A 25,190-nucleotide genomic window follows, 5' to 3' on the forward strand; every position below is an offset into this window, starting at 1 on the left:
CGGACGATCAGTCGGCCTTGACGATGTGCCAGACTTCGCCGACGCCGTCGCCGGTGATGTCACCGGCCTTCTTGTCCTTGATGAAGGTGTAGACCGGCTTGCCGTCATAGGCCCACATCTTGGTGCCGTCGGTGCGGTCGACGATGGTCCATTCGTCGTCCGCCTTGGCGCCGTCCTCGGCCTTCAGCGGCGGCCAGTTGGTGGCGCATTTGTCGTAGCAGTTGGTCTTGCCCTTCTCGTCCTTGTCATAGGTATAGAGCGTCATGCCATTGGCATCGGTGTAGATCTTGGTGCCACCGACATCGGCTTCCTTCCACGCTTCGGCGGCGAAGGATGCGGCGGTGCTGAGCAGAAGGGCGGCCAGGCCGACAGTGATGCTTTTCATGGAAATCTCCCTGGTGATCCGACGAAGCGCGCAGAAATCGCGGCTTCGCTGTGTGAACGCTCGGCGAGGGGCATTTCTTCCCCGACTTGGTCAACTTGGGATTGGTCGGTAACAATTCGTCCGGCCGGACCGTATGTGTAGCCAAATGCCACACGATGGTGATTGGCGAACACGGTTTTGCACCGCTATACCGGCGCCAAGGAATCTGGAGTTCTGGAATGCCATTGGACATCGGCTATGTCAGCGCGGTCGGAGCGGGGGCGATCTCGTTCCTGTCGCCTTGCGTGCTGCCGCTGGTGCCTCCCTATCTCTGCTACATGGCCGGCGTGTCGGTCGACGATTTTCGCGGTGACGATGCCGGCGTCACGGCCAAGGCCGGCGCCCGCGGCGCGCTCATCTATTCCTCGCTCGCCTTCGTACTCGGTTTCTCCACCGTGTTCGTGGCGCTTGGCGCCGGCGCCTCGACCATCGGCCACTGGCTGCGCGTCTGGCAGGAGCCGCTGGCGATGGCGGCCGGGGTGCTGATCATCCTGATGGGGCTGAATTTCCTCGGCATCCTGCGCATACCACTTCTGTCGCGCGAGGCGCGCTTTCAGTCGCAGGGCAAGCCTGCCAGCATGGTCGCCGCCTATGTCATGGGGCTGGCCTTCGCCTTTGGCTGGACGCCGTGCATCGGCCCGGTGCTGGGGCCGATCCTGACCTTGGCCGGCGGCCGCGAGACGGTGGGCGAGGGGGCGCTGCTGCTCGCCGCCTATTCGCTTGGCCTCGGCATTCCGTTCCTGATCGCTGCCCTGTTCTCCGGCGCCTTCATGCGCTTCCTCGGCAGGTTCCGCGTCCATCTCGGTCGCGTCGAAAAGGCGATCGGCGCGCTGCTGGTCATCGCCGGGGTGTTCTTTCTCACCGGCGGCGTGCAGACGGTGTCCTACTGGCTGCTGGAGAATTTTCCGGTGCTGGGCCGGCTGGGGTAGGTGCTGGGCTTGACCCTAGGAATATCCGCTTCTGTGCACTTCAAATCGCCGTCCGATCTTCTCCGGAATGACTACCTCCTGGCCATCCGAGTCGATCCACGCACCATTTACAACTAAGCATTCTCCCATTGGGGCGGACGATCCATGTCCGTCCCACCCTGGGATGTTAAGATCGTGTTTGGGTGCGGTAGAGACGAACTCGTATCGCCATATCCTTGCCGATGTTGCGTCGATGGAGTTGTCGATTGACCAATTTTTATGCGCAATCGGTAGCGATTCCTTCTTATAGGCATCAAGCAACTGCAATCTGAGAGCCGCGATCAACACGCAGTTTGCCGCCTGTCCAAGATCAGGATGAACTAGATACTGAGCTCGCAAACCCGTGGGGCTATTAAAGAAAATGTCAAAGGTCGTTGGCTTAACCCGTAAACAAAACCCAGCGCGATAACACCCGAATAATTCGGCTCGGTTCCCGGGCCTTACAGACGCATCTATCTTTCTTGAAGCGGCTTCCTTGCATATTCGCTCTACAATCTCGTCAAAAGCAGGCGAATTCTCCAACTCAAATCGCCGCCGTTTGTCGAAATCGGACCGAAAGGCCCAACTGACAGCTCGCGGGAACGAAATCTGGGTATTCATCCCCAAAGCACTTTCTGTCTCCTGCGGATGACCATACTTACCTGACGACCGCCAAGGGTCTTTGTTAGGTTTCTACCGAAATTCAGCCGCATTGGACCGCGATGCCTCCGGTGCTAAGACTGCAACGAATCTCGGTCCTCGGAAACTCCCAACATGCAAACCAGATCCTGCTTGTCCGTCATTCTCGCCGCCGGTGAAGGCACGCGCATGAAGAGCGCGATGCCGAAGGTGCTGCACCAGATCGCCGGACTGCCGATGGTCGCCCATGTGGTGAAAGCGGCCGAGGCAGCCGGTGCTGCCAGCCAGGCGCTGGTGATCGGCCATGGCGCCGATGATATGCGCAAGGCGGCCGCGAAGTTCGCGCCCAAGGCCGAGACCTTCGTGCAGGAGAAGCGGCTCGGCACTGCGCATGCCGTGCTGGCTGCGGGCGATGCGATATCAAAGGGTTATGACGATATTCTCGTGATGTTCGGCGACACGCCGCTGATCGACGCTGAAGCCCTGGTGACCGCGCGGCAAAAGCTTGCCGATGGCGCGGCTGTTGTGGTGATCGGCTTCCGCCCGCCCAGCCCGACCGGCTATGGCCGGCTGATCGAAAAGGGCGGCAAGCTCACCGCCATCCGCGAGGAGAAGGACTGCTCCGCCGAGGAAAAGAAGATCGGCTTCTGTAATGCCGGCATGATGGCGGTGGCGGGCAAGCATGCGCTCGACCTGCTCGACCAGGTTGGCAACAAGAACGCCAAGGGCGAGTTCTATCTCACCGACATCGTCGAGATCGCCAGTGCGAAAGGGCTCGATGTCGTTGCCACCGAAACCAGCTTCGAGAGTGCGCTCGGCATCAACAACCGAGCCGAACTGGCGCAGGCGGAAAACATCTGGCAGACGCGTCGCCGGCACGAGGCGATGCTGTCGGGCGTAACGCTGATCACGCCGGAGACCGTGTATTTCTCGCACGACACCGAAATCGGCGCCGACACGATCGTCGAGCCCAATGTCTGGTTCGGACCGGGCGTGAAAATTGCAACCGGCGCCAAGATCCACGCTTTCAGCCACATCGAAGGCGCCACCATTGCCTCCAACTGCGTTGTCGGGCCGTTCGCGCGGCTGCGGCCGGGTGCCGATCTTCGCAACAAGGCGAAGGTCGGCAATTTCTGCGAGGTCAAGCAGGCGGTCATCGAGGAAGGCGCCAAGGTCAATCATCTGACTTATATCGGCGATGCCCGTGTGGGCGCGGGGGCCAATATCGGCGCCGGCACCATTACCTGCAACTATGACGGCTACTCGAAGTTTTTCACCGACATCGGCGAGGGCGCCTTCATCGGTTCGAACTCGTCGCTGGTGGCGCCGGTTACGATCGGCAAGGGCGGCTACATCGCCTCGGGTAGCGTCATAACCGAAAGCGTGCCGGACGATGCGCTGGCCTTCGGCCGCGCCCGCCAGAAGACCATTCCCGGCAAGGGCAAGGAATTGCGCGAGCGCTTCGCGTCTGCCGCAGCGGCGAAGAAAAAGGCCGGCACCGACCATTAACCGCCGAAGCAATTGAACAACCGAGGAATTGCGGTAACCGGATTGCAAGAGCGGTGTGTCATAGTGCATCGGGTTGAGAAGCGTTCCGTTACAGCAGACGAAACGCAAAGTGACTTTCGCGGCGGGCCGGCAATCCCTAGATAGCGCTGGTTTTCCATCGGGACTGGTTTTCCAGCGGGAATTGGGGGCAGGCATATGTGCGGTATCGTCGGAATTGTCGGCCAGAGCCAGGTCGCGCCGCTCATCGTCGATGCGCTGAAGCGGCTGGAATATCGCGGCTATGACTCGGCCGGTGTCGCCACGGTCGAGCATGGCCGGCTTGGCCGCCGCCGCGCCGAAGGCAAGCTGATCAACCTCGAACGCCGGCTGAAGGACGAGCCGCTCAATGGCACGATCGGCATCGGCCACACGCGCTGGGCCACGCATGGCGTGCCCAACGAGACCAACGCCCATCCGCATTTTTCCGACGGCGTCGCCATCGTCCACAACGGCATCATCGAGAATTTCGCCGAACTGCGCGACGAACTGATCCGCGACGGCTATTCCTTCTCGTCACAGACCGACACCGAGGTCGTGGCGCACCTGGTGGCGCGCGAACTCGCCAAAGGGTTGAAGCCGATCGAGGCGGCGCATCAGGCGCTGAAGCGACTGGAAGGCGCCTTTGCTCTGGCCATCATGTTCACCGGCGACGAGGACCTCATCGTCGGCGCCCGCAATGGCCCTCCGCTGGCCGTCGGCCATGGCGATGGCGAGATGTTTCTGGGCTCCGACGCCATCGCGCTGGCGCCCTTCACCAATTCCATCACCTACCTTGAAGACGGCGACTGGGCGGTGGTGCGCCGCGATGGCGTCACCATCTTCGACATCGACGGCAAAGAGGTTGCCCGCAAGCGCCAGCAATCACTATCGACCAGTTTCATGGTCGACAAGGGCAACCGCCGCCATTTCATGGAAAAGGAAATCCATGAACAGCCCGAGGTGATCTCGCATACGCTGGCGCACTATGTCGATTTCGTCTCTGGCGTGTCGAAGCCGCTGGAACTGCCGTTCGACTTTGCCAAGATCGGCCGGCTGGCGATCTCGGCCTGCGGCACCGCCTATCTCGCGGGGTTGATCAGCAAATACTGGTTCGAGCGCTATGCGCGGCTGCCGGTCGACATCGATGTCGCCTCGGAGTTCCGCTACCGCGAAATGCCGCTATCGGCTGATGACGCGGCCTTCTTCATCTCGCAGTCGGGCGAAACCGCCGACACGCTGGCGTCGCTGCGCTATTGCCGCAAGGCGGGCATGAAGATCGGCGCCATCGTCAATGTGCGCGAATCGACCATGGCGCGCGAATCCGACGTCGTGCTGCCGACGTTGGCCGGGCCGGAGATCGGCGTCGCCTCGACCAAGGCTTTCACCTGCCAGCTTTCGGTGCTGGCCTCGCTGGCGGTGCGTGCGGGTGTGGCGCGCGGGACGATCTCGAAGGACGAGGAAAAGACGCTGGTGCGCGCGCTTTCGGAAGCGCCGCGCTATGCCAACCAGGTGCTCAAGCTCGAAGAGCAGATCGAGCGCATCGCCCGCGAAATCTCGCGCTACAAGGACGTGCTCTATCTCGGCCGCGACACCAATTTCCCGCTGGCCATGGAAGGCGCGCTGAAACTCAAGGAAATCTCCTACATCCATGCCGAGGGTTATGCCGCGGGCGAACTGAAGCACGGGCCGATCGCGCTGATCGACGAGAACATGCCGGTCATCGTCATCGCGCCGCATGATCGCATCTTCGAAAAGACGGTGTCGAACATGCAGGAAGTGGCGGCGCGCGGCGGCAAGATCATCCTGATCACCGACGCCAAGGGCGCGGCGCAGGTCAGCGTCAAGACGATGGAGACGATCATCCTGCCCGACGTGCCGGAAATCATCTCGCCGATCATCTACGCGCTGCCGATCCAGATGCTGGCCTACTACGCCGCCGTCTTCATGGGCACCGACGTCGACCAGCCGCGCAATCTAGCGAAATCGGTGACCGTGGAGTAGTCGGCGCTCATCGGCGGTCTTAAAAACTTCGCGGTTCCAAAGCGCCGTTCGCTTCACTAGTGTGGCCCTGCAACCCGCGTCCCCGGTGAACCATGTCTGATGCTCCCAGAACTTCCGGCATGACCCGGCTGAGGAACTATTTCCTCACAGGCTTTATCGTCTGCGCGCCGCTGGCGATCACCGCCTATATCGCCTGGTCGTTCGTCGGCTGGGTCGATTCCTGGGTGAAGCCGTACATTCCGGCGCGCTACAGCCCCGACACCTATTTGCCGTTTCCGGTGCCCGGCTTCGGCCTGATCGTGGCGCTCGTGCTGATCACGCTGATCGGCTTCATGACCGCCAACATCGTCGGCCGCGCGATCGTCAATTTCGGCGAACGGCTGCTTGGCCGTATGCCGCTGGTGCGCGGCATCTACGGTTCGCTGAAGCAGATATTCCAGACGGTGCTTTCGAACAAGGGTGATATGTTCCGCCAGGTCGGGCTGGTCGAATATCCGCGAAAAGGCGTCTGGTCGCTGGTGTTCGTCGCCAGTGAAAAGGAAACCGAGATCAACCAGAAGCTCGACCATGCAGGCGACCCGACGATCGCCGTGTTCATGCCGTGCACGCCGAACCCTACCACCGGTTTCCTGATGTACGTGCCGAAATCCGACATCGTGCTGCTCGACATGACAATCGAGGACGGCGCCAGGCTGATCGTCTCGGCCGGGCTGGTGGCGCCCGAAGTCAAGCCGAAAATGGTGACTATGAACGGCCAGCCGATCGACGGAGATCTCGCCAACCCGCCGCTTGGCGGGCTGATCGCCGAGGGCGCTCAGCCGGCGCGCAAGAGCCGTACGGCCTCGTCGCGGCCGAACAAATAGAGCAGCAGGCGCAGCGCCTCGCCGCGCTCAGACTGTAGTTCCGGGTCGCGCGACAGGATCAGCCTTGCATCGTCGCGGGCTGCTTCGAGCAAGTCGGCGTGCACCTCGATGCGCGCCACCTGGAAGCCCGGCGTGCCGGACTGGCGGGTGCCGAGCAATTCGCCTTCGCCGCGCAGCTTCAGATCCTCTTCGGCGATCAGGAAACCGTCCTCGGTCTCGCGCATCACCGACAGCCGGCGCTTTGCCGTCTCGCCGAGCGGGTCCTTGTAAAGCAGCACGCAGGAAGAAGGCTTGTCGCCGCGGCCGACGCGGCCGCGCAGCTGGTGCAGTTGCGCCAGGCCAAAACGCTCGGCATGCTCGATGACCATGATCGTGGCGTCCGGCACGTCGACGCCGACCTCGATGACGGTGGTGGCGATCAGGATGCGGGTTTCGCCGGCTTTGAAGGCGCGCATCGCCTCGTCCTTTTCGGCGCCCCTCATGCGGCCATGGACGAGGCCGATGCGATCGCCGAACAAGGGCTGCAGCGAGGCAAAACGGTCCTCGGCCGACATCAGCTTGATCTCTTCGGATTCCTCGATCAGCGGGCAGATCCAGTAGATCTTCTGGCCGTCGGCAACGGCATCAAGCATGCGCCCGACCAGCTCGTCCAGCCGTTCCAGCGGCAGCGTGACGGTGCGGATCGGCTGGCGGCCAACCGGCTTTTCCGTCAGCTTGGAGACGTCCATGTCGCCGAAGGCGGTCAGCACCAGAGTGCGCGGGATCGGCGTCGCCGTCATCACCAGCATGTCGGGGGCGTCGCCCTTGGCGGTGATGGCAAGCCGCTGGTGGACGCCGAAGCGGTGTTGCTCGTCGACCACGGCAAAGACGAGGTCGTGATAGGTCACCGTTTCCTGGAACAGCGCATGGGTGCCGACGACGATGTCGATCTCGCCGCTGGCGAGACCTGATAGCGTTTCAGTGCGTTCGCGGCCCTTTTCGCGGCCGGTCAGGATAGCGACGCGCAGGCCGGCCTGTTCGGCCAGCGGCGTGATTGTCGCCAGATGCTGGCGCGCCAGGATTTCGGTCGGCGCCATCAAGGCCGCCTGGCCGCCGGCCTCCACGGCGCGCGCCATGGCGAGCAGCGCCACCACCGTCTTGCCGGAGCCGACATCGCCTTGCAGCAGGCGCAGCATGCGCTCGGGGTCGGCGAGATCGGCATTGATTTCGGCGAGCGCGAATTCCTGGCTGCCGGTCAATGAATAGGGCAGGGCTGCGCGCAGTTTCTCGACGATGCGACCGTCGCCGATGAGCGGCCGGCCCGACAGCCGGCGCACCTTTGCCCGCACCAGCGCCAGCGAGACCTGGCCGGCGAGAAGCTCGTCATAGGCAAGGCGGCGCCATGCCACCCCCTCGATGGCGACATCGATCGGGTCCGCGGGATAGTGGATGCGGGCGAGCGCGCCGGCAAAGGCCGGAAAGGTCTGCTTGCGCATGAAGGCGTCGTCTTGCCACTCCGGCAATTCCGGCAGCCGCCCGAGCGCCTGGCCGACGGCGCGGCGCAGCACTTTTCCGGACAGGCCCGCAGTGAGCGGATAGACCGGTTCGACGAGCGGCAGGCTCTCAGTGTCACCTGCCAAAGCGATATGGTCGGGATGGACCATGGTCGGGCGGCCGTTGAACCACTCCATGCGACCGGAGACGACGACATGCTCGCCCACCGGCATCGCCTTTTCGAGATAGGCGGCATGGGCGTGGAAGAAGATCAGGCCGATCTCGCCGGTGTCGTCATGGGCATAGACGCGGTAAGGCACCGACCGGTTGCCGCGCGGCGGCGGCTGGTGGCGGTCGATGCGCACGTCGAGCGTGACGATGGCGCCGGCCGGCGCAAGCGCGATGCCGGGACGATTGCGGCGGTCGATGACGGTGTGCGGCAGCACGAACAACAGGTCGCCCGCGCGCGCCGGCCGTTCGCCGAGATCGGCCGCCACCACCTTCTCGATCAGAGCGCCAACCTTGGGGCCGACGCCGGCAAGCGAAGTGATGGGGACGAAGAGAGGGTCGAGGAGGGAGGGGCGCATGCCTTTACCCTCCCCCCTGTGGGGAGGGTCGATCCGCGAAGCGGAGCGGGGTGGGGGTAGGTGCGCGTCTAACTTTCGAGGAAGTCGGTAGGTCAGCGCCGCACCCCCACCCCGTCTCACTCGCTTCGCTTTGCGAAGCGTGCTCGCCGACCCTCCCCACAAGGGGGAGGGTGAAGTGCGGGCGGTGTCCGGCACCAGCGTTGTCAGGAGTGTTCTTCACACCCGGGATGTTTAGCCGCCCACCCGTGCGTTGCAAGGCTGACACCGCCCTCTATCCACGCTATATGCGCCGCACCAAGCAAGGATGCGGCACGATGACCGGGACGAAACGATCAAGCGAGGGGCTGGATATCAGGCGCCGCAAGCTGTTGTTCCGCTCCTGGCATCGCGGGATGCGCGAGATGGACCTTATCCTCGGTACGTTTGCCGACAACGAGATCGGCGCCTTGACCGGCGATGAAATCGACCAATATGAAAGGCTGCTCGACATTCCCGACACCGAATTCCTGCCCATGGTCACCGGCGAACGCCCGGTTCCCAGGAATATCGACTGTGCCGTCCTGCAAAAGATCCTGGCATCGCGCCGGACCATGACATTTTAAACGTGCAACCATGAGCCTCATTCCCAAAATCGGTCTGCCGAAAGGCCGTGCCGGCCAGTTCATCGTCGACGGCGTTGCCGATGGCTACGAAGCCTTTGCGCTGGTGCAGGCGATCCATGAGATTGCGCCTGACAAACCGGTGCTGTTCGTGGCGCGCGACGGCCAGCGCCTGCCGTCGATCATCGAGGCGCTGACCTTTGCCGCCCCCGGCCTGCCGGTGCTGGAGTTGCCGGCCTGGGATTGCCTGCCCTATGACCGCGTTTCGCCAGGCTCCGATGCCGCTGCCAAGCGGCTCGACGCCCTGACGGCGATGATCGCGCTGGCAAAAAAGCCGCATCGCGCGGTCATCCTGACCACTGCCAATGCGCTGCTGCAGCGCATTCCGCCGGCCGATCTGGTCGAAGCGCAGACTTTCCACGCAAAGCCCGGCAACCAGATCGACATGAACGCGCTGGTGTCCCGGCTGGAGATTTCCGGCTTCGAGCGGGTGCCGACGGTGCGCGGTATCGGCGAATTCGCCGTGCGCGGCGGCATCCTCGACCTCTACGCACCCGGCTGGACGGAAGCACTGCGGCTCGATTTCTTCGGCGACACGCTGGAATCGATCCGCGTCTTCGACGCCGCCACGCAGCGCACCACCGGCCAGCGCAAGTCGATGGCGCTGCAGGCGATGAGTGAAGTGGCGCTGACCCCCGAAACCATCAGCCGCTTCCGCCGCTCCTATATCGAAGCCTTTGGCGCGCCGCAGCGCGACGACGGCCTTTATGCGGCGGTGAGCGAAGGGCGGCGCTTTGCCGGCATGGAGCACTGGCTGCCGCTGTTCTACGAGCGGCTGGAGACAGTGTTTGATTATCTGCCGGATGCGCCTGTCATCTTCGACCATCTGGCGCACGAAGCGCTGGCTGAGCGTCACACGCTGATCCTCGACCACTACGAAGCGCGCCGCAAACAGGCCGACGCCGCGTTGAAGGACGCCGTGCCCTACAAGCCGGTGGCGCCGGACCTGCTCTATCTCTCACCGGAAAACCTCGTGGCGTCGCTCGGACCGCGCGAAGCCATCGACTTCACCGCCTTCGACGCGCCCGATGTCGGGGCCAAGAAGGTCTTCCATGGCGGCTCGCGCCATGGCCGCAGCTTTGCCGAGGAACGGGCTGACCCAAACATCAACGTCTTCGATGTCGTCGTAAAACACATCGCTGACGAGCGCGCGGCGCGCCGCCGGGTCATCGTCGCCGGCTGGACCGAAGGCTCGCTCGACCGGTTGGGCCAGATCCTGGCCGAGCACCATCTCGGCAATCTCGTGCCGGTGGCGACGCTGGCCGAGGCGGAAAAGCTCGAGCCGGGGCAGGCGGCACTCGCCGTGCTGCCGCTGGAATCCGGCTTCGAGACCGAACAGCTGGTCGTCGTCGCCGAGCAGGACATTCTGGGCGACCGGCTGATCCGCCGCTCGAAGCGCAAGAAGCGCGCGTCGGATTTCATCGCCGAGGCCTCGTCGCTGTCGGCCGGCGACATCGTCGTCCACGCCGATCACGGCATTGGCCGCTTCATCGGCCTGCGCACCATCGAGGCGGTCGGCGCGCCGCATGACTGCCTGGAAATCCACTATGCCGGCGACGACCGGCTGTTCCTGCCGGTGGAAAACATCGAGCTTCTGTCGCGCTACGGCTCTGACACAGCCGAGGCGACGCTGGACAAGCTCGGCGGCGGCGCCTGGCAGTCGCGCAAGGCGCGGCTGAAGAAGCGCCTGCTCGACATGGCCGGACAGTTGATCCGCATTGCCGCCGAGCGCCAGATGCGTACCGCGCCGCCCATGGTGCCGGCGGAAGGGCTTTACGGCGAATTCTCGGCGCGCTTTCCCTATGAGGAGACCGACGACCAGCAGGGCGCGATCGATGCCGTCGTGGACGATCTCGGCGCCGGCAAGCCGATGGACCGGCTGATCTGCGGCGATGTCGGCTTCGGCAAGACCGAAGTGGCGTTGCGCGCCGCCTTCATCGCGGCGATGGAAGGGTTCCAGGTCGCGGTCGTGGTGCCGACGACGCTGTTGTCGCGCCAGCATTTCAAGACTTTTTCGCAGCGCTTCTCCGGCCTGCCGATCCGCGTCGGCCAGGCCTCGCGGCTGGTCGGCGCCAAGGAACTGGCGGAAACCAAGAAAGCCATCGCCGAGGGGCAGGTCGACATCGTCATCGGCACCCATGCACTGCTCGGGTCGGCGATCTCGTTCAAGAATCTCGGCCTGCTGATCATCGACGAGGAGCAGCATTTTGGCGTCAAGCACAAGGAACGGCTGAAGGACCTCAAGACCGACGTCCATGTGCTGACGCTGTCGGCGACGCCGATCCCGCGCACGCTGCAGCTTGCCTTGACCGGCGTTCGCGAACTGTCGCTGATCGCCACGCCGCCGGTCGACCGCATGGCGGTGCGCACCTTCATCTCGCCTTTCGACCCGCTGGTCATCCGCGAGACGCTGCTGCGCGAACGCTATCGCGGCGGCCATTCCTTCTATGTCGTGCCGCGTATCAGCGATCTCGCCGAAATCCATGATTTCCTGCGCGAATCCGTCCCCGAGCTGAAGGTGGCGGTGGCCCATGGCCAGATGCCGCCGGGCGAACTCGACGACATCATGAACGCCTTCTATGACGGCCAGTACGACGTGCTGTTGTCGACCACCATCGTCGAATCCGGGCTCGACATTCCGACCGCCAACACGCTGATCATCCATCGCGCCGATATGTTCGGCCTGTCGCAGCTCTACCAGCTGCGCGGCCGCGTCGGCCGTTCCAAGGTGCGGGCATATGCGTTGTTCACGCTGCCGGCCAACCGCAAGCTCACCGACACGGCCGAGCGCCGGCTGAAGGTGCTGCAGTCGCTGGACACGCTTGGCGCCGGGTTCCAGCTCGCGAGCCACGACCTCGACATCAGGGGCGCCGGCAATCTACTCGGCGAAGAACAATCCGGACACATCAAGGAGGTCGGCTTCGAGCTTTACCAGCAGATGCTGGAAGAGGCGGTGGCCGAGGTGAAGGACTCCGGCGAGGTCCAGGACGGCGGCTGGTCGCCGCAGATCGCTGTCGGCACGGCTGTCATGATCCCGGAAAGCTACGTGCCGGACCTTCAGCTCAGGCTGGCGCTCTACCGCCGCCTTGGCGATCTCGAAAACACCGAGGAGATCGATGCTTTCGGCGCCGAGCTGATCGACCGCTTCGGCCCGCTGCCGGAGGAAGTGAAGCATCTGCTCAAGATCGTCTTCATCAAGGCACTCTGCCGCAGGGCCAATGTCGAAAAGCTCGATGCCGGCCCCAAGGGCGTCGTCATCCATTTCCGCAAGCGCGAGTTTTCCAACCCGGTCGGGCTGGTCAAGTACATCGGCGAACAGGGCTCGCTGGCCAAGATCAGGGCCGACCACAGCGTGGTCTTCATCCGCGACTGGCCGACAGCCGAGAAGCGTCTGGCGGGCTCGGCTGTCGTCATGACCCAGCTGGCGCGGCTGGTGGCCGCCTAGACTTTCGGATGGAAATTCGACTGCAACTGCAGGTCGGATGCCGAGAACGTGCCGGCGCCGACGATGACGTGCCCGGCAGGCACGGTGAAGCCGCGCGCGGCGCCGGCGCCTTTCAGCAATCCGGCCCGGCGGTCGGGGTCGGGCTCACGAAAACTGCCGCCCGGTTCCAGCCGGCAACTGTCGACTGTGATTGCACCGAGAAGCTGGCTGCCTGAACCCAGCACCGTTTCGCCGAAGACCGCCGCGCCGTTGAGATAGCGGCCTCGATCGCCGATCACGATCGAGGCTCCCGGCCTGTTGGCCTTTGCAGTAAAACCGCCTTCGCCAAACTGGTTGCGTGAGCCGACGCGGATTGCGCCGGCGGATGCTTCGAACAGTGTGTTGGCGTGGAAAATGTTGGCGTCGCCGATCTCCAGCGCGCCACCGTCGGTGCAGAACAGGTAGACGCCGGGGAAGAAGACGTTGCCTCGCCCGATGACGGCGCCTGCGGAAATCAGCGTGGAGTAGGGGTCGTAGATCACGTTGCCGCGCTCGGACAGGCCAACCACCTCTTCGATCGTAAACAGGCCTTGCTCGCGGCGCACGCGGTCAAGGTAGGCGGACACGGACATAGGGACTCCATGGAGAATTGTTGCGCAGCGGACGATGACCGGCGCGACTAGATCGGTGAGGATCGATTCTGGCACCAAGCGATATTGCACAGCCGCCGCGAAGATAAGAAGCCAAAGTGGGTCGCGGCATGGCGCTCCCCATCATTCGCCAGCGCTTGAATTCCGGTCTAGAATAGGAAATCGGCTTCGTGTATGGAGCCGCGATCCCCATATGGGGGCGGGAATGGCGGGCAAAAGACCTGCTGGAAAGAGCGTTTGGGTGCAGCGATGACGAAATGGTCGCCGAATTCTTGGAGAGCAAAGCCGATCAAGCAGGTTCCCACCTATCCGGATCTTGCCGCGCTGAAGAACACGGAAGCCCAGCTTTCCACCTTTCCGCCGCTGGTTTTTGCAGGTGAGGCGCGCAAGCTGACGAAGCAGCTTGCGGCTGTCGCTGCCGGTGACGCATTCCTTCTCCAGGGTGGCGATTGCGCCGAGAGTTTCGCCGAGCATGGCGCGGACAACATCCGCGACTTCTTCCGCGTCTTCCTGCAGATGTCGGTGGTGCTGACCTTTGCCGGCGCACAGCCGGTGGTGAAGGTCGGCCGCGTTGCCGGCCAGTTCGCCAAACCGCGCTCGTCCGACAATGAGACCAAGGGCGAAGTGACGCTGCCGAGCTACCGCGGCGATATCATCAACGGCATCGAGTTCGACCCGAAGTCGCGCATTCCCGATCCTGCCCGTCAGGAGATGGCCTACCGCCAGTCGGCGGCGACGCTCAACCTGTTGCGCGCCTTCGCCCAGGGCGGCTATGCCAGCCTGGAGAACGTGCATAGCTGGATGCTGGGTTTCGTCTCCGACAGCCCGCAGGGCGAGAAATACGGCAAGCTCGCGAACCGCATCACCGAGACGATGGACTTCATGAAGGCCGTCGGCATCACCTCGGAAACCAACTACGCCTTGCGCGAGACCGATTTCTACACCAGCCACGAAGCGCTGTTGCTCGGCTATGAAGAGGCGCTGACCCGCGTCGATTCGACGTCGGGCGACTGGTATGCAACCTCCGGCCACATGATCTGGATCGGCGACCGAACCCGCCAGCCCGACCATGCGCATGTCGAATATTGCCGCGGCATCAAGAACCCGCTCGGCCTCAAATGCGGTCCGTCGCTGACGCCGGATGGTTTGCTGGAGCTCATCGACCTGCTCAATCCGGAGAACGAGCCGGGCCGGCTGACGCTGATCGCCCGCTTCGGCTCCGACAAGGTCGCCGACCATCTGCCGAAGCTGGTGCGCGCGGTGCAGAAGGAAGGCCGCAGCGTCGTGTGGTCGTCCGACCCGATGCACGGCAACACCATCGAGGCAGCCGGCTACAAGACGCGGCCATTCGACCGCATCCTCAAGGAAGTCCAGACCTTCTTCGAGGTGCATCGCGCCGAAGGCACGCATCCCGGCGGCATCCATGTCGAAATGACCGGCAAGAACGTCACCGAATGCACCGGCGGCGCCCGCGCCATCACCGCAGAGGAACTGCAGGATCGCTACCACACCCATTGCGACCCGCGCCTCAACGCCGACCAGGCGATCGAGCTGGCGTTCCTGGTGTCCGACCTCTTGAAGAAGACCCATCCGGTGCAGCACAAGCAGGCGGTGAACGGCTGAACCCGTTTTCAGATTGAAGTGGAAAGCGCCGGAGAAATCCGGCGCTTTTTCGTTTAGATCAACGCCCGCGTTCCCATCGCAGGCCGTTAAGCCGGGGATCGTTGGCAAAGGCGGCTCTGGAAAACTCGAGGCGCCTTTCCGGAAACTCGCAGATCGCCTGGACACCGAACGAGCCCAGCCGGATGCGCCATGTGTGCGGCTCCAGCGGCTTGGCCTTGGTAAAGCCGCGACATGCCAGCAGCGCTATGTTGGCGCCCTTCGGGTCGCGCGCCGAACGGTAGCGGATCGCCTCCAACCCAGCCTCACGCGCGACATCGGCAATCGCCTGGCTGGCGGCGTAGTCGGTCGGATGCGTCCACTCAGCCTGATCGCGGTCGAGTGGCGGCCGCGTCAGGTCGATGGCTTTGTCGGTGCGGATCGCGGCGGCGAAGGCGGTGTATTCGGCGGCGTCGTGCGGCCATGGCGTGTCGGGCGAATCGGCGAAGAACAACAGGCGGTAGAAGGCCATTTCGGCGACCGCCGTCATGATCGTCTCCGCGGCATAGTAGACACCCAGGGTGCGGCCAGCGCGGCGGAAGCGCGAGCCGTAGGGATAGATCGAGCCGTAGCGGAAGGGCGTCGCCAGGAGATAGTGGAGATGCCGGCATTCCATGGGGATTTGCGGCTTGGTCTCCTCGATCAGATCCTCGAGCAGCGCCTGTTCGTCCAGCGTGTCGACGATCTTCAGCGTCGAGACGCGGTGCTGCGCCTCGACCATGCGCCAGTATTTGCCGTCGAGCCGGACGGCTTCAGACGAGAGCGCGTCGGGAGTCCAGATAGGCAATGACATCGACAAGCCCGGTAATGGTGAGGATCTTTTCAAGCGGGCTGCCATCGAACGCGGTATTGGCGTTCTTCAGCCATGCCCGGGCTATCGTCTCGTCACCGCCGACAATGGCGTCGAGCGAACGGAACAGCCGCACGAACAGCACCGCGAGTTCGAATGGCTTGGTGCCGCGCTCCAGCAGGAATTCCTGCCTGCGCATGCGTGAAACCGTGGCTTCCGAGACGCCGATGATCGACGCAAGCACCCTGGCGGTTATATCCAAGAGTTCGGCGGCGCGCAGCGTGGCCCTGGTCAGAACCGCGTTTTCGGCCGCCTTCGCGGTCAGATCAGGGGCGGCAGCATTGGGTTGTGTAACAGACATGGCCTCTCTCTTTCCATGGAAAATATAGTTCACGGAAATTCATATGGAAAGAGGCGGGATCCGACAAATTTGCCTGTGCCCGGGAATTGGCTGCACGCCGAAGCGTCAGTCTTTCTTGTATAGCAGCCAGTTCTTGCCCGTGCGGCCGGCCATTGTCGAGTGCCGGGTGACGCGGTTGCGCCCGCCAACCTTGGAGCGGTAGAGCGCCCGGTCCGCCTTGGTGTAAAGATCCTCCGGGCTTTCCGCTTCGGAAGCCATGCAGATGCCCATGGAAACGGTCACCGTGCCGTAATTGGCGCCGGTCTGGCTGCTGGTGAACGGCGTCTGTTCGATCAGCACGCGGATGCGTTCGGCGATCTCGTAAGTGGTATCCTCGCTGGCGCCCTCGACGATCAGCGCGAATTCCTCCCCGCCGGTGCGGGCAACGAACATGTCTTCACGGATGCTGGTCTGGAAGATTTCAGCGACGATCTGGATGATCTTGTCGCCGACCGGGTGGCCGTAGCGATCGTTGACACCCTTGAAATGGTCGATGTCGGCAAGGATCAGGGCGTTGAACAGGATCCCCTTGTTGGAGGTGTAAATCGCCGTGATTTGCTTGTCGAAGGCGCGGCGGTTCCAGATATGGGTCAAGGGGTCGGTGTCGGCGAGCCGCTTGTACTCCTCAAGCTTCGACTTGACGCTCTCCAGTTCCGCCGTCTTGTCGCTCAGCGTGGTTGCAACCTGCTTGCCGTGGTCGAGGGTCGAGTTGGTGGCCGCCGCCATGGCGCTGGCGACCTTCTGCAGCAGATCCTGCGAAAGCAGGCTGCGGTTGGCGAGGCCACTCGATGTCTCATCGAGGATCTTGCCGTATTTCTCGATATGGCTACGTTCGCTGCGCAGCAGCAAGGCGATGTCCTCGAGTTCCCTGGCCAGCACGTCGCGCGCCTGCTCGACAATGCCGGGACCGTGATGCTGGGCAAAGAAAGCGCGGCCGATGCGGTCGAGATCGTCCTGCGTCGGCTGGTTGCCCAGCGCGACGACGGCCAGGCCGAGTTCGCGATTGGTGCCTTTCAGTGCTTCGTAGAAGATTTCGTAATTGCGCGGCAGGCCAAGCACGCCGAGCTGACGCATGGCCGCCACAACGGCTGTTGCAATGTCGCTGTTTCGGTCGGTCTGGACGGCTGCCGGCTGCATGTTCTGTTCACTCTGCCTCTGGGAACCATCGCAGACCGTGCGAGATGCCGCCGACCGGAGAGTGCCAGCCGTATTTCGGATCATCCTGCGAAAGACACGTCCCCAATCGCGACATTCGCTTGGCAACGACCATAGATGCGCCGGCGCTAAAGTTTCCTTAATGTGCCGCCAGGTAACGCGTCCGTTCTACCGCAGGCTGCAGAAATGGTTTGCAAAGATCCTGAGGTCAGGTCCGAACACGCCCACCCCATGTCGCATTTGCCGGTGCCCGGCTGCGGCAAAACTGAAATCCTCTCGGCCAGCGGCGAAGCCGTGGACGATGGCTGGTGGAGGTAGGGATGAGCAACAACCACAGCGGATCTTGCCTGTGTGGAGCCGTGCGTTTCCAGACGCGAGGGCCGTTGCGCGGCGTCATTTATTGCCACTGTTCGCAGTGCCGCAATCAGAGCGGGCATTTTTACGCCGCGACCAACGTCGCCGACGGCGACATCACGATAACCGGCGCCGACAACATCAGCTGGTACGAATCGTCTTCCTTTGCCAAGCGCGGCTTTTGCAAGATCTGCGGCTCGGTGCTGTTCTGGAAGCCGGGTCAGGATGCCTATGTCTCAGTTCTGGCCGGATCGTTCGACAACCCGACCGGGCTCGAAGGCCAATGCCACATCTTTGTCGGCGACAAGGGCGATTACTATACGATCGACGATGGACTGCCGCAGTTCGAGAAGTCGACGCCGACGATCAAGGTTGCGGAGGAGTGATTTTTGGCGGCTGCCTTATTCCCTTGATCCAGCCATTGCGATATCCCCTGCCGGTGATTCGAAGGGGATGCGGCATGCAGCGGCTGATCGGTGCTTACTTCAATTCTGTGCGAGCCTTTCGCAAGCTCGCCGCCAGCGAAAGGGCATTTCAGCAGGAACTGATGCTGCTGGTGCTGGCGCTGCCGCTCGGCTGGTTCGTCTCGGTCTCGTGGCGCGGCTACGCGCTGTTGATCGGCGCGGTGCTGCTGCTCATCATGGTCGAAGTGCTGAACACCGGCATCGAGGCAGCCTGCGATGCCTTCAGTCGCGAGTTCAACGTCGACATCCAGCTCGCCAAGGACTGCGGCTCGCTGGCGGTGCTGATTTCGGTTATTATCGTCGCCGGCGTCTGGGGAATCGCCCTCATCGAGCGCATCACGGGACTACCGATCTGATCTGAACGCTCCCATATGTTAGTCACCAAAGGAGACTGACGTCGTGGAAGCCAATTTTCTGCTGCTTGAAAGAGCCGGCCTGCCGGAAGACCTGCGCTGGCTGGCGGAAAAATATCCGCGCGAGACATGGCAGGGCCACGCCAACATCCACGGCATGGCAAACATGTGGCTGCAGCGGCACGACATGTTCCGAGAGCTGGGCGGCATGCTCACCAACGGCATTGGCGACTATCGCGAAGGCAGGCTGACGGCGCCGGATTTCGCGCGCTGGTTCGCGCCGCGGCTGAACCACTTTCTCGGCAATCTCGACGGCCACCACAATGTCGAGGACTACCAATATTTCCCGGCTTTCGCCAAGGCGGAGCCGCGCCTGAAGCGCGGCTTCGAAATCCTCGATGCCGACCATCACACCATTCATTAGGGGCTGGAGCGCAACGCCGAGACGGCGAACGCCTTCATCCGCACGCTCGAGGAGAGCGAGGACAGGCAGCGCTTCGCCGCCGACGCCTATGCGGACGAGAACAGCCGGCTGATCGCCACGCTGAAGCGGCATCTGGCCGACGAGGAAGATCTCATCATCCCGCTGATCCTCGATCGCGGCGACCGGGCTCTGGTCGAGGACGACGACTGAACCTTACGATGTGGTTTCGCTGTCGCGGGCGTCCTTGGCGCGCTCCTTGCCGGCGACGGTGCGGGCGATGAGCCAGGCAAGGATGGCGAAAGCCAGACCTATGGCAAGCGCGATCAGCAGCCGTTCGTGATGGAGCAGTGCCTTGCCGATCATCTGCTCGGCCCCGAGGCCGAAGACGTAGCCGACGCCGCAGAACAAAGCCGCCCAGACCAGCGACGACACCGCGTTGAGGATAACGAAGCGCGCTACCGAAATGCTGGCGAAACCGGCCGCGATGCCGCCGACCAGGCGCAGGCCATAGATGTAGCGGTTGGACAGGACGAAGATGTTGGGATGGGACGAGACGAGACGGTAGGCGTGGTTGAAGCCGGGCCTCGCCTTCAGTTTCAGCACCCTGGGATGGTCGGCAAAGCTGCGGCCGAGAATGAAGAAAAACGTGTCGCCGACGAAGGCGCCAATGGCGGCCGCGAGGAAAGCCTTCCAGAGGATGAAGACATGCTGATGGGCGAAGAAGCCGCCGAGGATGGCCGCACTTTCGCCTTCGGCGACACAGCCCAGGAAAACCGCGATCAACCCATATTGCTCGATGAGGTGATGGACGATCCAGGTCATTGAGAGGTTTGCCGGCCCGACAGTTTTTCGTCTATGCGGTTCACCTGTTCGGCCAGGCGCGCGATGTCCTCGCGCACGCCGATGATCTGGCTGTGGCGCAGTTCGTCCAGCTTTTCATGCAGAGCCATGATCTCGATCTCGGCCTTGAGGTTGACCTCATAGTCATGCGCGGCGTCGATGCGGTCGCGCACGGCCTGTCGGTTCTGCGACATCATGATCACCGGCGCCTGCAAGGCGGCGATCATCGACAGCACCAGGTTGAGGAAGATGAAGGGGTAGGGGTCGAACGAGTCTCGCCCGAGCAGCCACCAATTGGCGCCGATCCACAGCACTAGGAAAGCAATGAAGGACAGGATGAACGTCCACGAGCCGCCGATGCGGGCAATGGCATCGGCGATCCGGTCGCCGGCGCCCTGAAGGCCGGTGAGGCTGTCGTTGATATCCTGCGAGATGGGCTTGCGGTCGACAGTGCTCTGCAACACCCGCCGCTCGAGCTCGCTGAGGCCCTCCGGCGTTCGCTTCAGCCAGCGGTTGGCCAGTTCTGGCACGGTCTTGTGCATGGATGTCTCCATAGGAAAAGCGTCGGCTTGGCAGCCTCGTTTGCATATAGGAAGATGGCGTTTCGTCAAAAGCGCGGCGCGAGAATGCAGGATGCCCGATTTCGCGAAGATTCGCGCCCGTGCAGCAAAGCGCAAAGGCGGCGACGCGGTGCTGACCTCGCTGCTCGGGCCGGCGCCTGACAATGCTGCCGTTGCCGACATTACGGACGATCGCATCCTGTCGACGATGGCCGAGCGGGTGTTTGCCGCCGGCTTCGTCTGGCGCGTTATCGAACAGAAATGGCCTGGGTTCGAGGACGCGTTTCTCCATTTCGAGCTGAAACGGCTGTTGTTTCAGCCTGATGACTTCTGGCACGACCTGACGGCTGATCAACGCATTGTGCGCAACCCGCAGAAGATCAAATCCGTCCGCGACAACGCCGCCTTCGTTGAGCGTGTGTCGAAGGAACATGGCGGTTTCGGCAAATTCCTCGCGGAGTGGCCTGACGACGACCAGGTCGGGCTGATGGCGTATCTCGGCAAGCATGGCAGCCGGCTTGGCGGCCAGTATTTCCTGCGCTGGCTGCAATGGGACGCCTTCGTCATCTCGGCCGATATGGTCGCGGCTTTGCGTGACGCCGGCCTCGACATCGCCGAAAGTCCGACGTCGAAGAGGGATCTCGACAGGATTCAGGCGCAGATCAACAAATGGGCGCAGGAAACCGGCCTGCCGCGCCGGCACATTTCGCGCATTCTGGCGATGTCGATCGGAGAGAACCATTCGCCGCAATCGCTGCGCGAATATATGGGCGACGACTGATCACCGAATTGGTCCAAACGAACGCCATTGCTCGGGCAAATTTGCCGCGCTAAACCGCACAGATGACCCAGAAGACCGCACCCGATATTCTGCGCATCGCCGTTGCCCAGCTCAACCCGACGGTCGGCGATGTCGCCGGCAACCTTGCCAAGGCGCGCGAGGCGAGGGCGGATGCCGCCCGCCAGGGCGCCGACATCGTGCTCTACACCGAGCTTTTCCTTGCCGGTTATCCGCCGGAGGATCTGGTGCTGAAGCCGGCCTTCCTCAAGGTTTGCGAGAAGGCCGCTCAGGATTTCGCCGCGGATACCTCCGATGGCGGGCCGGGCGTCATCATCGGCACGCCGCTGAAGCGCAAGAGCGGCACCCACAATTCGATCATCGTCGCCGATGGCGGCAAGATCCTCGCCGAGCGCTACAAGCTCGATTTGCCAAACTATGGCGAGTTCGACGAGAAGCGCGTCTTCCAGGCCGGGCCCGAGGCTCAGGGACCCGTCAACTTCCGTGGTGTGCGCATCGGAATTCCGATCTGCGAGGACATCTGGGGCGACGTTGGCATCTGTGAAACCCTGGCCGAGAGCGGCGCGGAAATCCTGCTAGTGCCGAACGGCTCGCCCTACTACCGCGCCAAGATGGACGTGCGCCATCAGGTCGTTATCCGCCAGGTCATCGAGACCGGTTTGCCGATGATCTATGCCAATCAGATTGGCGGCCAGGATGAGCTGATCTTCGACGGCGCCTCTTTTGCCATCGGCGCCGACAAGACGCTCGCCTTCCAGATGAGCCAGTTCGAGGAAACTGTCGATGTCACCACCTGGAAGCGCAGCCGTGTCGCCGCAGGCGCGCAAAATGCAGATAACTCTGGCGGCTGGGTCTGCTCGGAAGGGCCGATGTCGAAAATCCCCGAGCGCGAAGAGGCGGACTACCGTGCCTGCATGCTGGGCCTGCGCGACTACGTCAACAAGAACGGCTTCAAGAACGTCGTGCTGGGTCTCTCCGGCGGCATCGATTCGGCGATCTGCGCGGCATTGGCCGTCGATGCGCTCGGCGAGGAGCGGCTGCGGGCGGTGATGATGCCCTACCGCTATACCTCGGAGGATTCGCTGAAGGATGCCGAGGATTGCGCCCGTGCGCTTGGCTGCCGCTATGACATCGTGCCGATCTTCGAACCGGTCGAGGGTTTCCTACACACGCTGGCGCAGCTTTTTGAAGGCACCAAGGAAGGCATCACCGAAGAGAATCTACAGAGCCGCGCGCGCGGCACGATCCTGATGGCGATTTCCAACAAGTTCGGCTCGATGGTCGTCACCACGGGCAACAAGAGCGAGATGTCGGTGGGCTACGCCACGCTTTATGGCGACATGAATGGCGGCTTCAACCCGATAAAAGACCTCTACAAGATGCAGGTCTATGCGCTGTCGCGCTGGCGCAACAGCCATGTGCCGCCGGGCGCGCTCGGTCCCTCAGGCGAGGTGATCCCCAGGAATATCATCGACAAGGCGCCGTCGGCGGAATTGCGCGAGAACCAGACCGACCAGGATTCGCTGCCGCCCTATCCGGTGCTGGACGACATTCTGGAATGCCTGGTCGAGAACGAAATGGGCGTCGACGACATCGTCGCGCGCGGCCACGACCGGGCGACGGTGACGCGCGTCGAACATTTGCTCTACATTGCCGAGTACAAACGCCGGCAAGCGGCGCCGGGTGTGAAGATCACCCGGAAGAATTTTGGCCGCGACCGCCGCTATCCCATCACCAACCGTTTCAGGGATCGCGGCTGAACTTCGTTTAATTAGAGAACCTTGGGGCTTTCATGTTTTTCAGCTATTTCAAGGGAACGCCTGAATATCACATCCTGCGCTTCAAGAACGGCAAGGTCCGTGAGCAGGGGCGCGGCATCTCCTTCTGGTACGGGACGTTCGGCACCACCATCGCCATGGTGCCGGTGACGTCGCTCGACAACCCTTTCATCTTCACCGAGACGACGGCGAATTTCCAGGATCTGGCAATCCAGGGGTCGGTCAGCTACCGCATCATCGATCCACTCAAGGCAGCCGAAGGTTTTGATTTCAGCGCCAAGCTCAGCCGTGCCGACGTCGTCGGCGACGGCCGGGAGAAGATCGCCGAGCGCCTGGTGCTTGCGATACAGAGCCGCGCCCGCGCGGTGGTTTCGAGCATGACGCTGGAACAGGCGCTGGCCGAGGTGACCAAGCTCGGCGGCAATCTCGCCGAACTCCTGCGCAACGATCCGATTGCGGCAACCGCCGGCCTGTCGATCGAGGAGGTCCACATCACCTCGGTCCAGCCGACGCCGGAGATCCGCAAGGCGCTCCAGACCGAATATCGCGAGGCGCTGCAGCGCCAGGCCGATGCGGCGATCTATGGGCGCCGTGCCTGGGGCGTGGAGAAGGAGCGCGAGATCAAGCAGAGCGAACTGGCGACCGAAATCGAGCTTGCCGAACGCAACAAGCTGCTGGTCGACACCGAAGCGCGCAACAAGCTGACGCTTGCCGAGGCGCAAGCCAAGGCGCAGCAGCTGGAACTGACCGTCTATTCGTCGGCGCCCGCCCACGTGCTGACGGCGATGGCCTTCAAGGCCTGGGCGGAAAAGGGCGGTTCGGTCGGCAATCTGTCGATCACGCCTGACATGCTCACCAGCGCGCTCAGCCAGCTTTCCACGCCGAAAGCCGGGTCCTGAAAGGCAAGCACGGGTGGCAAGCGACCAGAGCGGCAGGCCGATCGACCGGGTGATCGTCGTCACCCGCAAGACCGAGCTGGAGGAGCTGACGACGCGCTTCAACACGCAGGGACAGGCGCGCTTTTATCTCCGGCAGGCCGGCATGAATTTCGACCCGGTCAAGGCGGCGCATGACGTCTATCACCAGGCGCTCGACCGGGTGATGGGTTCGCTTCCCCAAGGCCTCAAACAGTTGCGGCTCGACCGCGAACTGGTACCGCAGTTCGAATTCGGCTCCGACGCGGTGATCGCGCTCGGTCAGGACGGGCTGGTGTCCAACACCGCGAAGTACCTCCCGTACCAGCCGCTGATCGGCATCAACCCGAACCCGGCGCTTTTCGACGGCGTGTTGCTGCCGTGGAATGCCGACGATACCGAAAAGGTCCTCGGCCTGACGATCGCCGGCAAGGCGAAGCGCCAGGCGGTGGTGATGGCCGAAGCGCGCTCCAATGACGGACGCCGGCTGATCGCCTTCAACGATCTGTACGTCGGCGCCTCGACGCATGTCTCGGCGCGCTACGAGTTGACCTATGGCGGCAGGACCGAGCGCCAGTCGTCGAGCGGCATTATCATCTCCACGGGCGCCGGCTCCACCGGCTGGCTGCGCTCGGTGATGGCGGGCGCCGCGGGACTGGCCGCGGCCTATGGTGACAACTCCGTGCCGACCGTGCCGCCGCAAGGCTACGATCGCGAAGGCGAACAGCTGTTCTTTTCGGTGCGCGAACCGTTTCCGAGCAACACGACCGGCGTGTCGCTTGTGCATGGCGTCATCACCCGCGACCGGCCGCTGGTGGTTTCTTCGCGGCAGAGCAGGGGCGGCGTCATCTTCAGCGACGGGATGGAGCTCGATTTCGTCGAGTTCAATTCCGGCACCGACGTGACCATCGCGATCGCCGACCAGAAGGCCTATCTCGTGGTGCCATAAACGCGCCACGTGGGCAGCCAAATCACCGGCCGGACTGAATTCGGCCGCCCGCCATTCTTTGCGATGCACCATGCCCGACTGTGAAATCAGCTTCGACATGTCACGGATCGATTTCCGGGCGACCTCCGACCTGTTGATGGCCAGCTATTGGGGCGACGGTCGCAGCGATGAGTTTCATCGCCGCGCCTTTGCCAACTCGCTTTGCGCCAGCGCCTATCTGGATGGGAATCAAGTCGGTTTTGGCCGGGCCATCACCGACCGTACGGTGTTTGCCTATCTCGCCGACATCATCATCTGGCCGCAGCAGCGCGGCCGGGGCATTGGCTTGCAACTGGTGAGGGCGCTCATCGATCACCCTGAGCTCAGCACGGTCTCGCACTGGAGCCTGTCGACCAGCGACGCGCATGGCGTCTATGAGAAGCTGGGCTTCAAGGCATCGACCGATGGCCGCTATATGCGCCTCGATCGCAACCCTGATTGAGCGATGCGCCGTGCGGGCTCGCCCGCCAGTTGTTGCAAAATAACCTCAGTGGTTGGACCAGATACGCATTGCCGCT

General features: G+C 63.0%; 23 protein-coding genes. 15 read left to right on the forward strand and 8 right to left on the reverse strand.

The annotated features are described in order from the left end of the window. Window positions 1-7: 7 nt before the first annotated feature. Window positions 8-385: a COG4315 family predicted lipoprotein gene (locus tag NKI88_RS03550; protein WP_023704549.1), complete on the reverse strand. Its 378-nt coding sequence runs from the start codon at window positions 383-385 to the stop codon at window positions 8-10. A gap of 218 nt (window positions 386-603) precedes the next feature. Between NKI88_RS03550 and NKI88_RS03555 the strand changes: the two genes are divergently transcribed. The 4 genes from NKI88_RS03555 to NKI88_RS03570 all read left to right on the forward strand — a co-directional run bounded on the left by NKI88_RS03555 (window position 604) and on the right by NKI88_RS03570 (window position 6,401). Next, window positions 604-1,353 carry a cytochrome c biogenesis CcdA family protein gene (locus NKI88_RS03555; RefSeq protein WP_352653752.1) on the forward strand — a complete coding sequence of 250 codons (750 nt, stop codon included), beginning with the start codon at window positions 604-606 and terminating at the stop codon, window positions 1,351-1,353. A 792-nt stretch (window positions 1,354-2,145) separates the two neighbouring features. Then, window positions 2,146-3,519: a bifunctional UDP-N-acetylglucosamine diphosphorylase/glucosamine-1-phosphate N-acetyltransferase GlmU gene (gene glmU / locus NKI88_RS03560; RefSeq protein WP_352653753.1), complete on the forward strand. Its 1,374-nt coding sequence runs from the start codon at window positions 2,146-2,148 to the stop codon at window positions 3,517-3,519. Window positions 3,520-3,714: 195 nt separating this feature from the next. Then, window positions 3,715-5,538: a glutamine--fructose-6-phosphate transaminase (isomerizing) gene (glmS, locus tag NKI88_RS03565; protein WP_023729847.1), complete on the forward strand. Its 1,824-nt coding sequence runs from the start codon at window positions 3,715-3,717 to the stop codon at window positions 5,536-5,538. A gap of 92 nt (window positions 5,539-5,630) precedes the next feature. Continuing rightward, window positions 5,631-6,401, forward strand: coding sequence for a DUF502 domain-containing protein (locus tag NKI88_RS03570; protein WP_352653754.1), 771 nt, complete (start codon window positions 5,631-5,633; stop codon window positions 6,399-6,401). Here NKI88_RS03570 and recG read toward each other — a convergent pair. Continuing rightward, window positions 6,353-8,461, reverse strand: coding sequence for an ATP-dependent DNA helicase RecG (gene recG, locus NKI88_RS03575; RefSeq protein ID WP_352653755.1), 2,109 nt, complete (start codon window positions 8,459-8,461; stop codon window positions 6,353-6,355). The genes NKI88_RS03570 and recG overlap by 49 nt on opposite strands. Before the next feature lie 314 nt (window positions 8,462-8,775). Here recG and NKI88_RS03580 point away from each other — a divergent pair, with 314 nt between their 5' ends. Further along, window positions 8,776-9,063, forward strand: coding sequence for an FAD assembly factor SdhE (locus NKI88_RS03580; protein WP_023681561.1), 288 nt, complete (start codon window positions 8,776-8,778; stop codon window positions 9,061-9,063). A gap of 10 nt (window positions 9,064-9,073) precedes the next feature. Continuing rightward, complete coding sequence (gene mfd / locus NKI88_RS03585) at window positions 9,074-12,565, forward strand: transcription-repair coupling factor (protein WP_352653756.1); 3,492 nt, start codon at window positions 9,074-9,076, stop codon at window positions 12,563-12,565. Here the strand turns inward: mfd and NKI88_RS03590 are convergent. Beyond that, a complete protein-coding gene (locus NKI88_RS03590; protein WP_196815042.1) occupies window positions 12,562-13,170 on the reverse strand; it encodes a hypothetical protein in 609 nt (202 codons plus the stop codon). The two genes, mfd and NKI88_RS03590, sit on opposite strands and share 4 nt — an antisense overlap. Before the next feature lie 273 nt (window positions 13,171-13,443). Here NKI88_RS03590 and NKI88_RS03595 point away from each other — a divergent pair, with 273 nt between their 5' ends. After that, entirely contained in the window at window positions 13,444-14,817 is a 1,374-nt protein-coding gene (locus tag NKI88_RS03595) for a class II 3-deoxy-7-phosphoheptulonate synthase (protein ID WP_352653758.1), read from the forward strand. A 58-nt stretch (window positions 14,818-14,875) separates the two neighbouring features. On the opposite strand, the gene NKI88_RS03600 is transcribed toward NKI88_RS03595, so the two are convergent. From NKI88_RS03600 to NKI88_RS03610, 3 genes are all read right to left on the reverse strand, one after another. After that, window positions 14,876-15,646, reverse strand: a complete 771-nt coding sequence (locus NKI88_RS03600; RefSeq protein WP_023818161.1) for an RES family NAD+ phosphorylase — start codon at window positions 15,644-15,646, stop codon at window positions 14,876-14,878. Further along, window positions 15,606-16,004, reverse strand: coding sequence for an antitoxin Xre/MbcA/ParS toxin-binding domain-containing protein (locus tag NKI88_RS03605; protein ID WP_352653759.1), 399 nt, complete (start codon window positions 16,002-16,004; stop codon window positions 15,606-15,608). The genes NKI88_RS03600 and NKI88_RS03605 overlap by 41 nt, the downstream gene beginning before the upstream one ends. Before the next feature lie 105 nt (window positions 16,005-16,109). Further along, window positions 16,110-17,180 (reverse strand): GGDEF domain-containing protein, encoded by a 1,071-nt coding sequence (locus tag NKI88_RS03610; protein WP_352653760.1) that lies wholly within the window; start codon window positions 17,178-17,180, stop codon window positions 16,110-16,112. A gap of 338 nt (window positions 17,181-17,518) precedes the next feature. Between NKI88_RS03610 and NKI88_RS03615 the strand changes: the two genes are divergently transcribed. From NKI88_RS03615 to NKI88_RS03625, 3 genes are all read left to right on the forward strand, one after another. Further along, the gene (locus NKI88_RS03615) at window positions 17,519-17,938 is read left to right on the forward strand and encodes a GFA family protein (protein ID WP_352653761.1); all 420 of its coding nucleotides are present in this window, start codon (window positions 17,519-17,521) and stop codon (window positions 17,936-17,938) included. A gap of 74 nt (window positions 17,939-18,012) precedes the next feature. Next, window positions 18,013-18,372: a diacylglycerol kinase gene (locus NKI88_RS03620; protein ID WP_023681553.1), complete on the forward strand. Its 360-nt coding sequence runs from the start codon at window positions 18,013-18,015 to the stop codon at window positions 18,370-18,372. 43 nt (window positions 18,373-18,415) lie between these two features. Further along, window positions 18,416-18,793: a hemerythrin domain-containing protein gene (locus NKI88_RS03625; RefSeq protein WP_352653762.1), complete on the forward strand. Its 378-nt coding sequence runs from the start codon at window positions 18,416-18,418 to the stop codon at window positions 18,791-18,793. 213 nt (window positions 18,794-19,006) lie between these two features. On the opposite strand, the gene NKI88_RS03630 is transcribed toward NKI88_RS03625, so the two are convergent. Continuing rightward, window positions 19,007-19,615, reverse strand: a complete 609-nt coding sequence (locus tag NKI88_RS03630; protein ID WP_352653763.1) for a DedA family protein — start codon at window positions 19,613-19,615, stop codon at window positions 19,007-19,009. Further along, complete coding sequence (locus NKI88_RS03635) at window positions 19,612-20,175, reverse strand: DUF1003 domain-containing protein (protein ID WP_352653764.1); 564 nt, start codon at window positions 20,173-20,175, stop codon at window positions 19,612-19,614. Before NKI88_RS03635 ends, NKI88_RS03630 begins: the two co-directional genes overlap by 4 nt. Before the next feature lie 91 nt (window positions 20,176-20,266). On the opposite strand from NKI88_RS03635, the gene NKI88_RS03640 reads away from it, so the two are divergent. The 5 genes from NKI88_RS03640 (at window position 20,267) to NKI88_RS03660 (ending at window position 25,114) form a co-directional block, all read left to right on the forward strand. After that, window positions 20,267-20,974: a DNA-3-methyladenine glycosylase I gene (locus NKI88_RS03640; RefSeq protein WP_352653765.1), complete on the forward strand. Its 708-nt coding sequence runs from the start codon at window positions 20,267-20,269 to the stop codon at window positions 20,972-20,974. Window positions 20,975-21,036: 62 nt separating this feature from the next. Then, complete coding sequence (locus NKI88_RS03645; RefSeq protein WP_023667549.1) at window positions 21,037-22,752, forward strand: NAD+ synthase; 1,716 nt, start codon at window positions 21,037-21,039, stop codon at window positions 22,750-22,752. Between the two features lie 32 nt (window positions 22,753-22,784). Further along, a complete protein-coding gene (locus NKI88_RS03650) occupies window positions 22,785-23,669 on the forward strand; it encodes an SPFH domain-containing protein (protein WP_023667548.1) in 885 nt (294 codons plus the stop codon). 13 nt (window positions 23,670-23,682) lie between these two features. Next, entirely contained in the window at window positions 23,683-24,633 is a 951-nt protein-coding gene (locus tag NKI88_RS03655; protein WP_050588495.1) for a diacylglycerol kinase catalytic domain-containing protein, read from the forward strand. Between the two features lie 70 nt (window positions 24,634-24,703). Then, on the forward strand, window positions 24,704-25,114 hold the full coding sequence (locus NKI88_RS03660; RefSeq protein ID WP_023735336.1) for a GNAT family N-acetyltransferase: 411 nt from the start codon (window positions 24,704-24,706) through the stop codon (window positions 25,112-25,114). Window positions 25,115-25,190 lie beyond the last annotated feature (76 nt).

The organism is Mesorhizobium sp. M0317, from assembly GCF_040321555.1.
Taxonomy (GTDB): domain Bacteria; phylum Pseudomonadota; class Alphaproteobacteria; order Rhizobiales; family Rhizobiaceae; genus Mesorhizobium.

What these genes read in the sequence shown, in the direction of transcription:
- NKI88_RS03605 (WP_352653759.1), bottom strand. Translation starts at nt 16,004, where the DNA reads ATGTCTGTTACACAACCCAATGCTGCCGCCCCTGATCTGACCGCGAAG.
- NKI88_RS03600 (WP_023818161.1), bottom strand. Translation starts at nt 15,646, where the DNA reads ATGTCATTGCCTATCTGGACTCCCGACGCGCTCTCGTCTGAAGCCGTC.
- NKI88_RS03595 (WP_352653758.1), top strand. Translation starts at nt 13,444, where the DNA reads ATGACGAAATGGTCGCCGAATTCTTGGAGAGCAAAGCCGATCAAGCAG.
- recG (WP_352653755.1), bottom strand. Translation starts at nt 8,461, where the DNA reads ATGCGCCCCTCCCTCCTCGACCCTCTCTTCGTCCCCATCACTTCGCTT.
- NKI88_RS03610 (WP_352653760.1), bottom strand. Translation starts at nt 17,180, where the DNA reads ATGCAGCCGGCAGCCGTCCAGACCGACCGAAACAGCGACATTGCAACA.
- NKI88_RS03620 (WP_023681553.1), top strand. Translation starts at nt 18,013, where the DNA reads ATGCAGCGGCTGATCGGTGCTTACTTCAATTCTGTGCGAGCCTTTCGC.
- NKI88_RS03645 (WP_023667549.1), top strand. Translation starts at nt 21,037, where the DNA reads ATGACCCAGAAGACCGCACCCGATATTCTGCGCATCGCCGTTGCCCAG.
- NKI88_RS03550 (WP_023704549.1), bottom strand. Translation starts at nt 385, where the DNA reads ATGAAAAGCATCACTGTCGGCCTGGCCGCCCTTCTGCTCAGCACCGCC.
- NKI88_RS03615 (WP_352653761.1), top strand. Translation starts at nt 17,519, where the DNA reads ATGAGCAACAACCACAGCGGATCTTGCCTGTGTGGAGCCGTGCGTTTC.
- NKI88_RS03555 (WP_352653752.1), top strand. Translation starts at nt 604, where the DNA reads ATGCCATTGGACATCGGCTATGTCAGCGCGGTCGGAGCGGGGGCGATC.
- mfd (WP_352653756.1), top strand. Translation starts at nt 9,074, where the DNA reads ATGAGCCTCATTCCCAAAATCGGTCTGCCGAAAGGCCGTGCCGGCCAG.
- NKI88_RS03570 (WP_352653754.1), top strand. Translation starts at nt 5,631, where the DNA reads ATGTCTGATGCTCCCAGAACTTCCGGCATGACCCGGCTGAGGAACTAT.
- NKI88_RS03635 (WP_352653764.1), bottom strand. Translation starts at nt 20,175, where the DNA reads ATGCACAAGACCGTGCCAGAACTGGCCAACCGCTGGCTGAAGCGAACG.
- NKI88_RS03650 (WP_023667548.1), top strand. Translation starts at nt 22,785, where the DNA reads ATGTTTTTCAGCTATTTCAAGGGAACGCCTGAATATCACATCCTGCGC.
- glmU (WP_352653753.1), top strand. Translation starts at nt 2,146, where the DNA reads ATGCAAACCAGATCCTGCTTGTCCGTCATTCTCGCCGCCGGTGAAGGC.
- glmS (WP_023729847.1), top strand. Translation starts at nt 3,715, where the DNA reads ATGTGCGGTATCGTCGGAATTGTCGGCCAGAGCCAGGTCGCGCCGCTC.
- NKI88_RS03630 (WP_352653763.1), bottom strand. Translation starts at nt 19,615, where the DNA reads ATGACCTGGATCGTCCATCACCTCATCGAGCAATATGGGTTGATCGCG.
- NKI88_RS03640 (WP_352653765.1), top strand. Translation starts at nt 20,267, where the DNA reads ATGCCCGATTTCGCGAAGATTCGCGCCCGTGCAGCAAAGCGCAAAGGC.
- NKI88_RS03660 (WP_023735336.1), top strand. Translation starts at nt 24,704, where the DNA reads ATGCCCGACTGTGAAATCAGCTTCGACATGTCACGGATCGATTTCCGG.
- NKI88_RS03580 (WP_023681561.1), top strand. Translation starts at nt 8,776, where the DNA reads ATGACCGGGACGAAACGATCAAGCGAGGGGCTGGATATCAGGCGCCGC.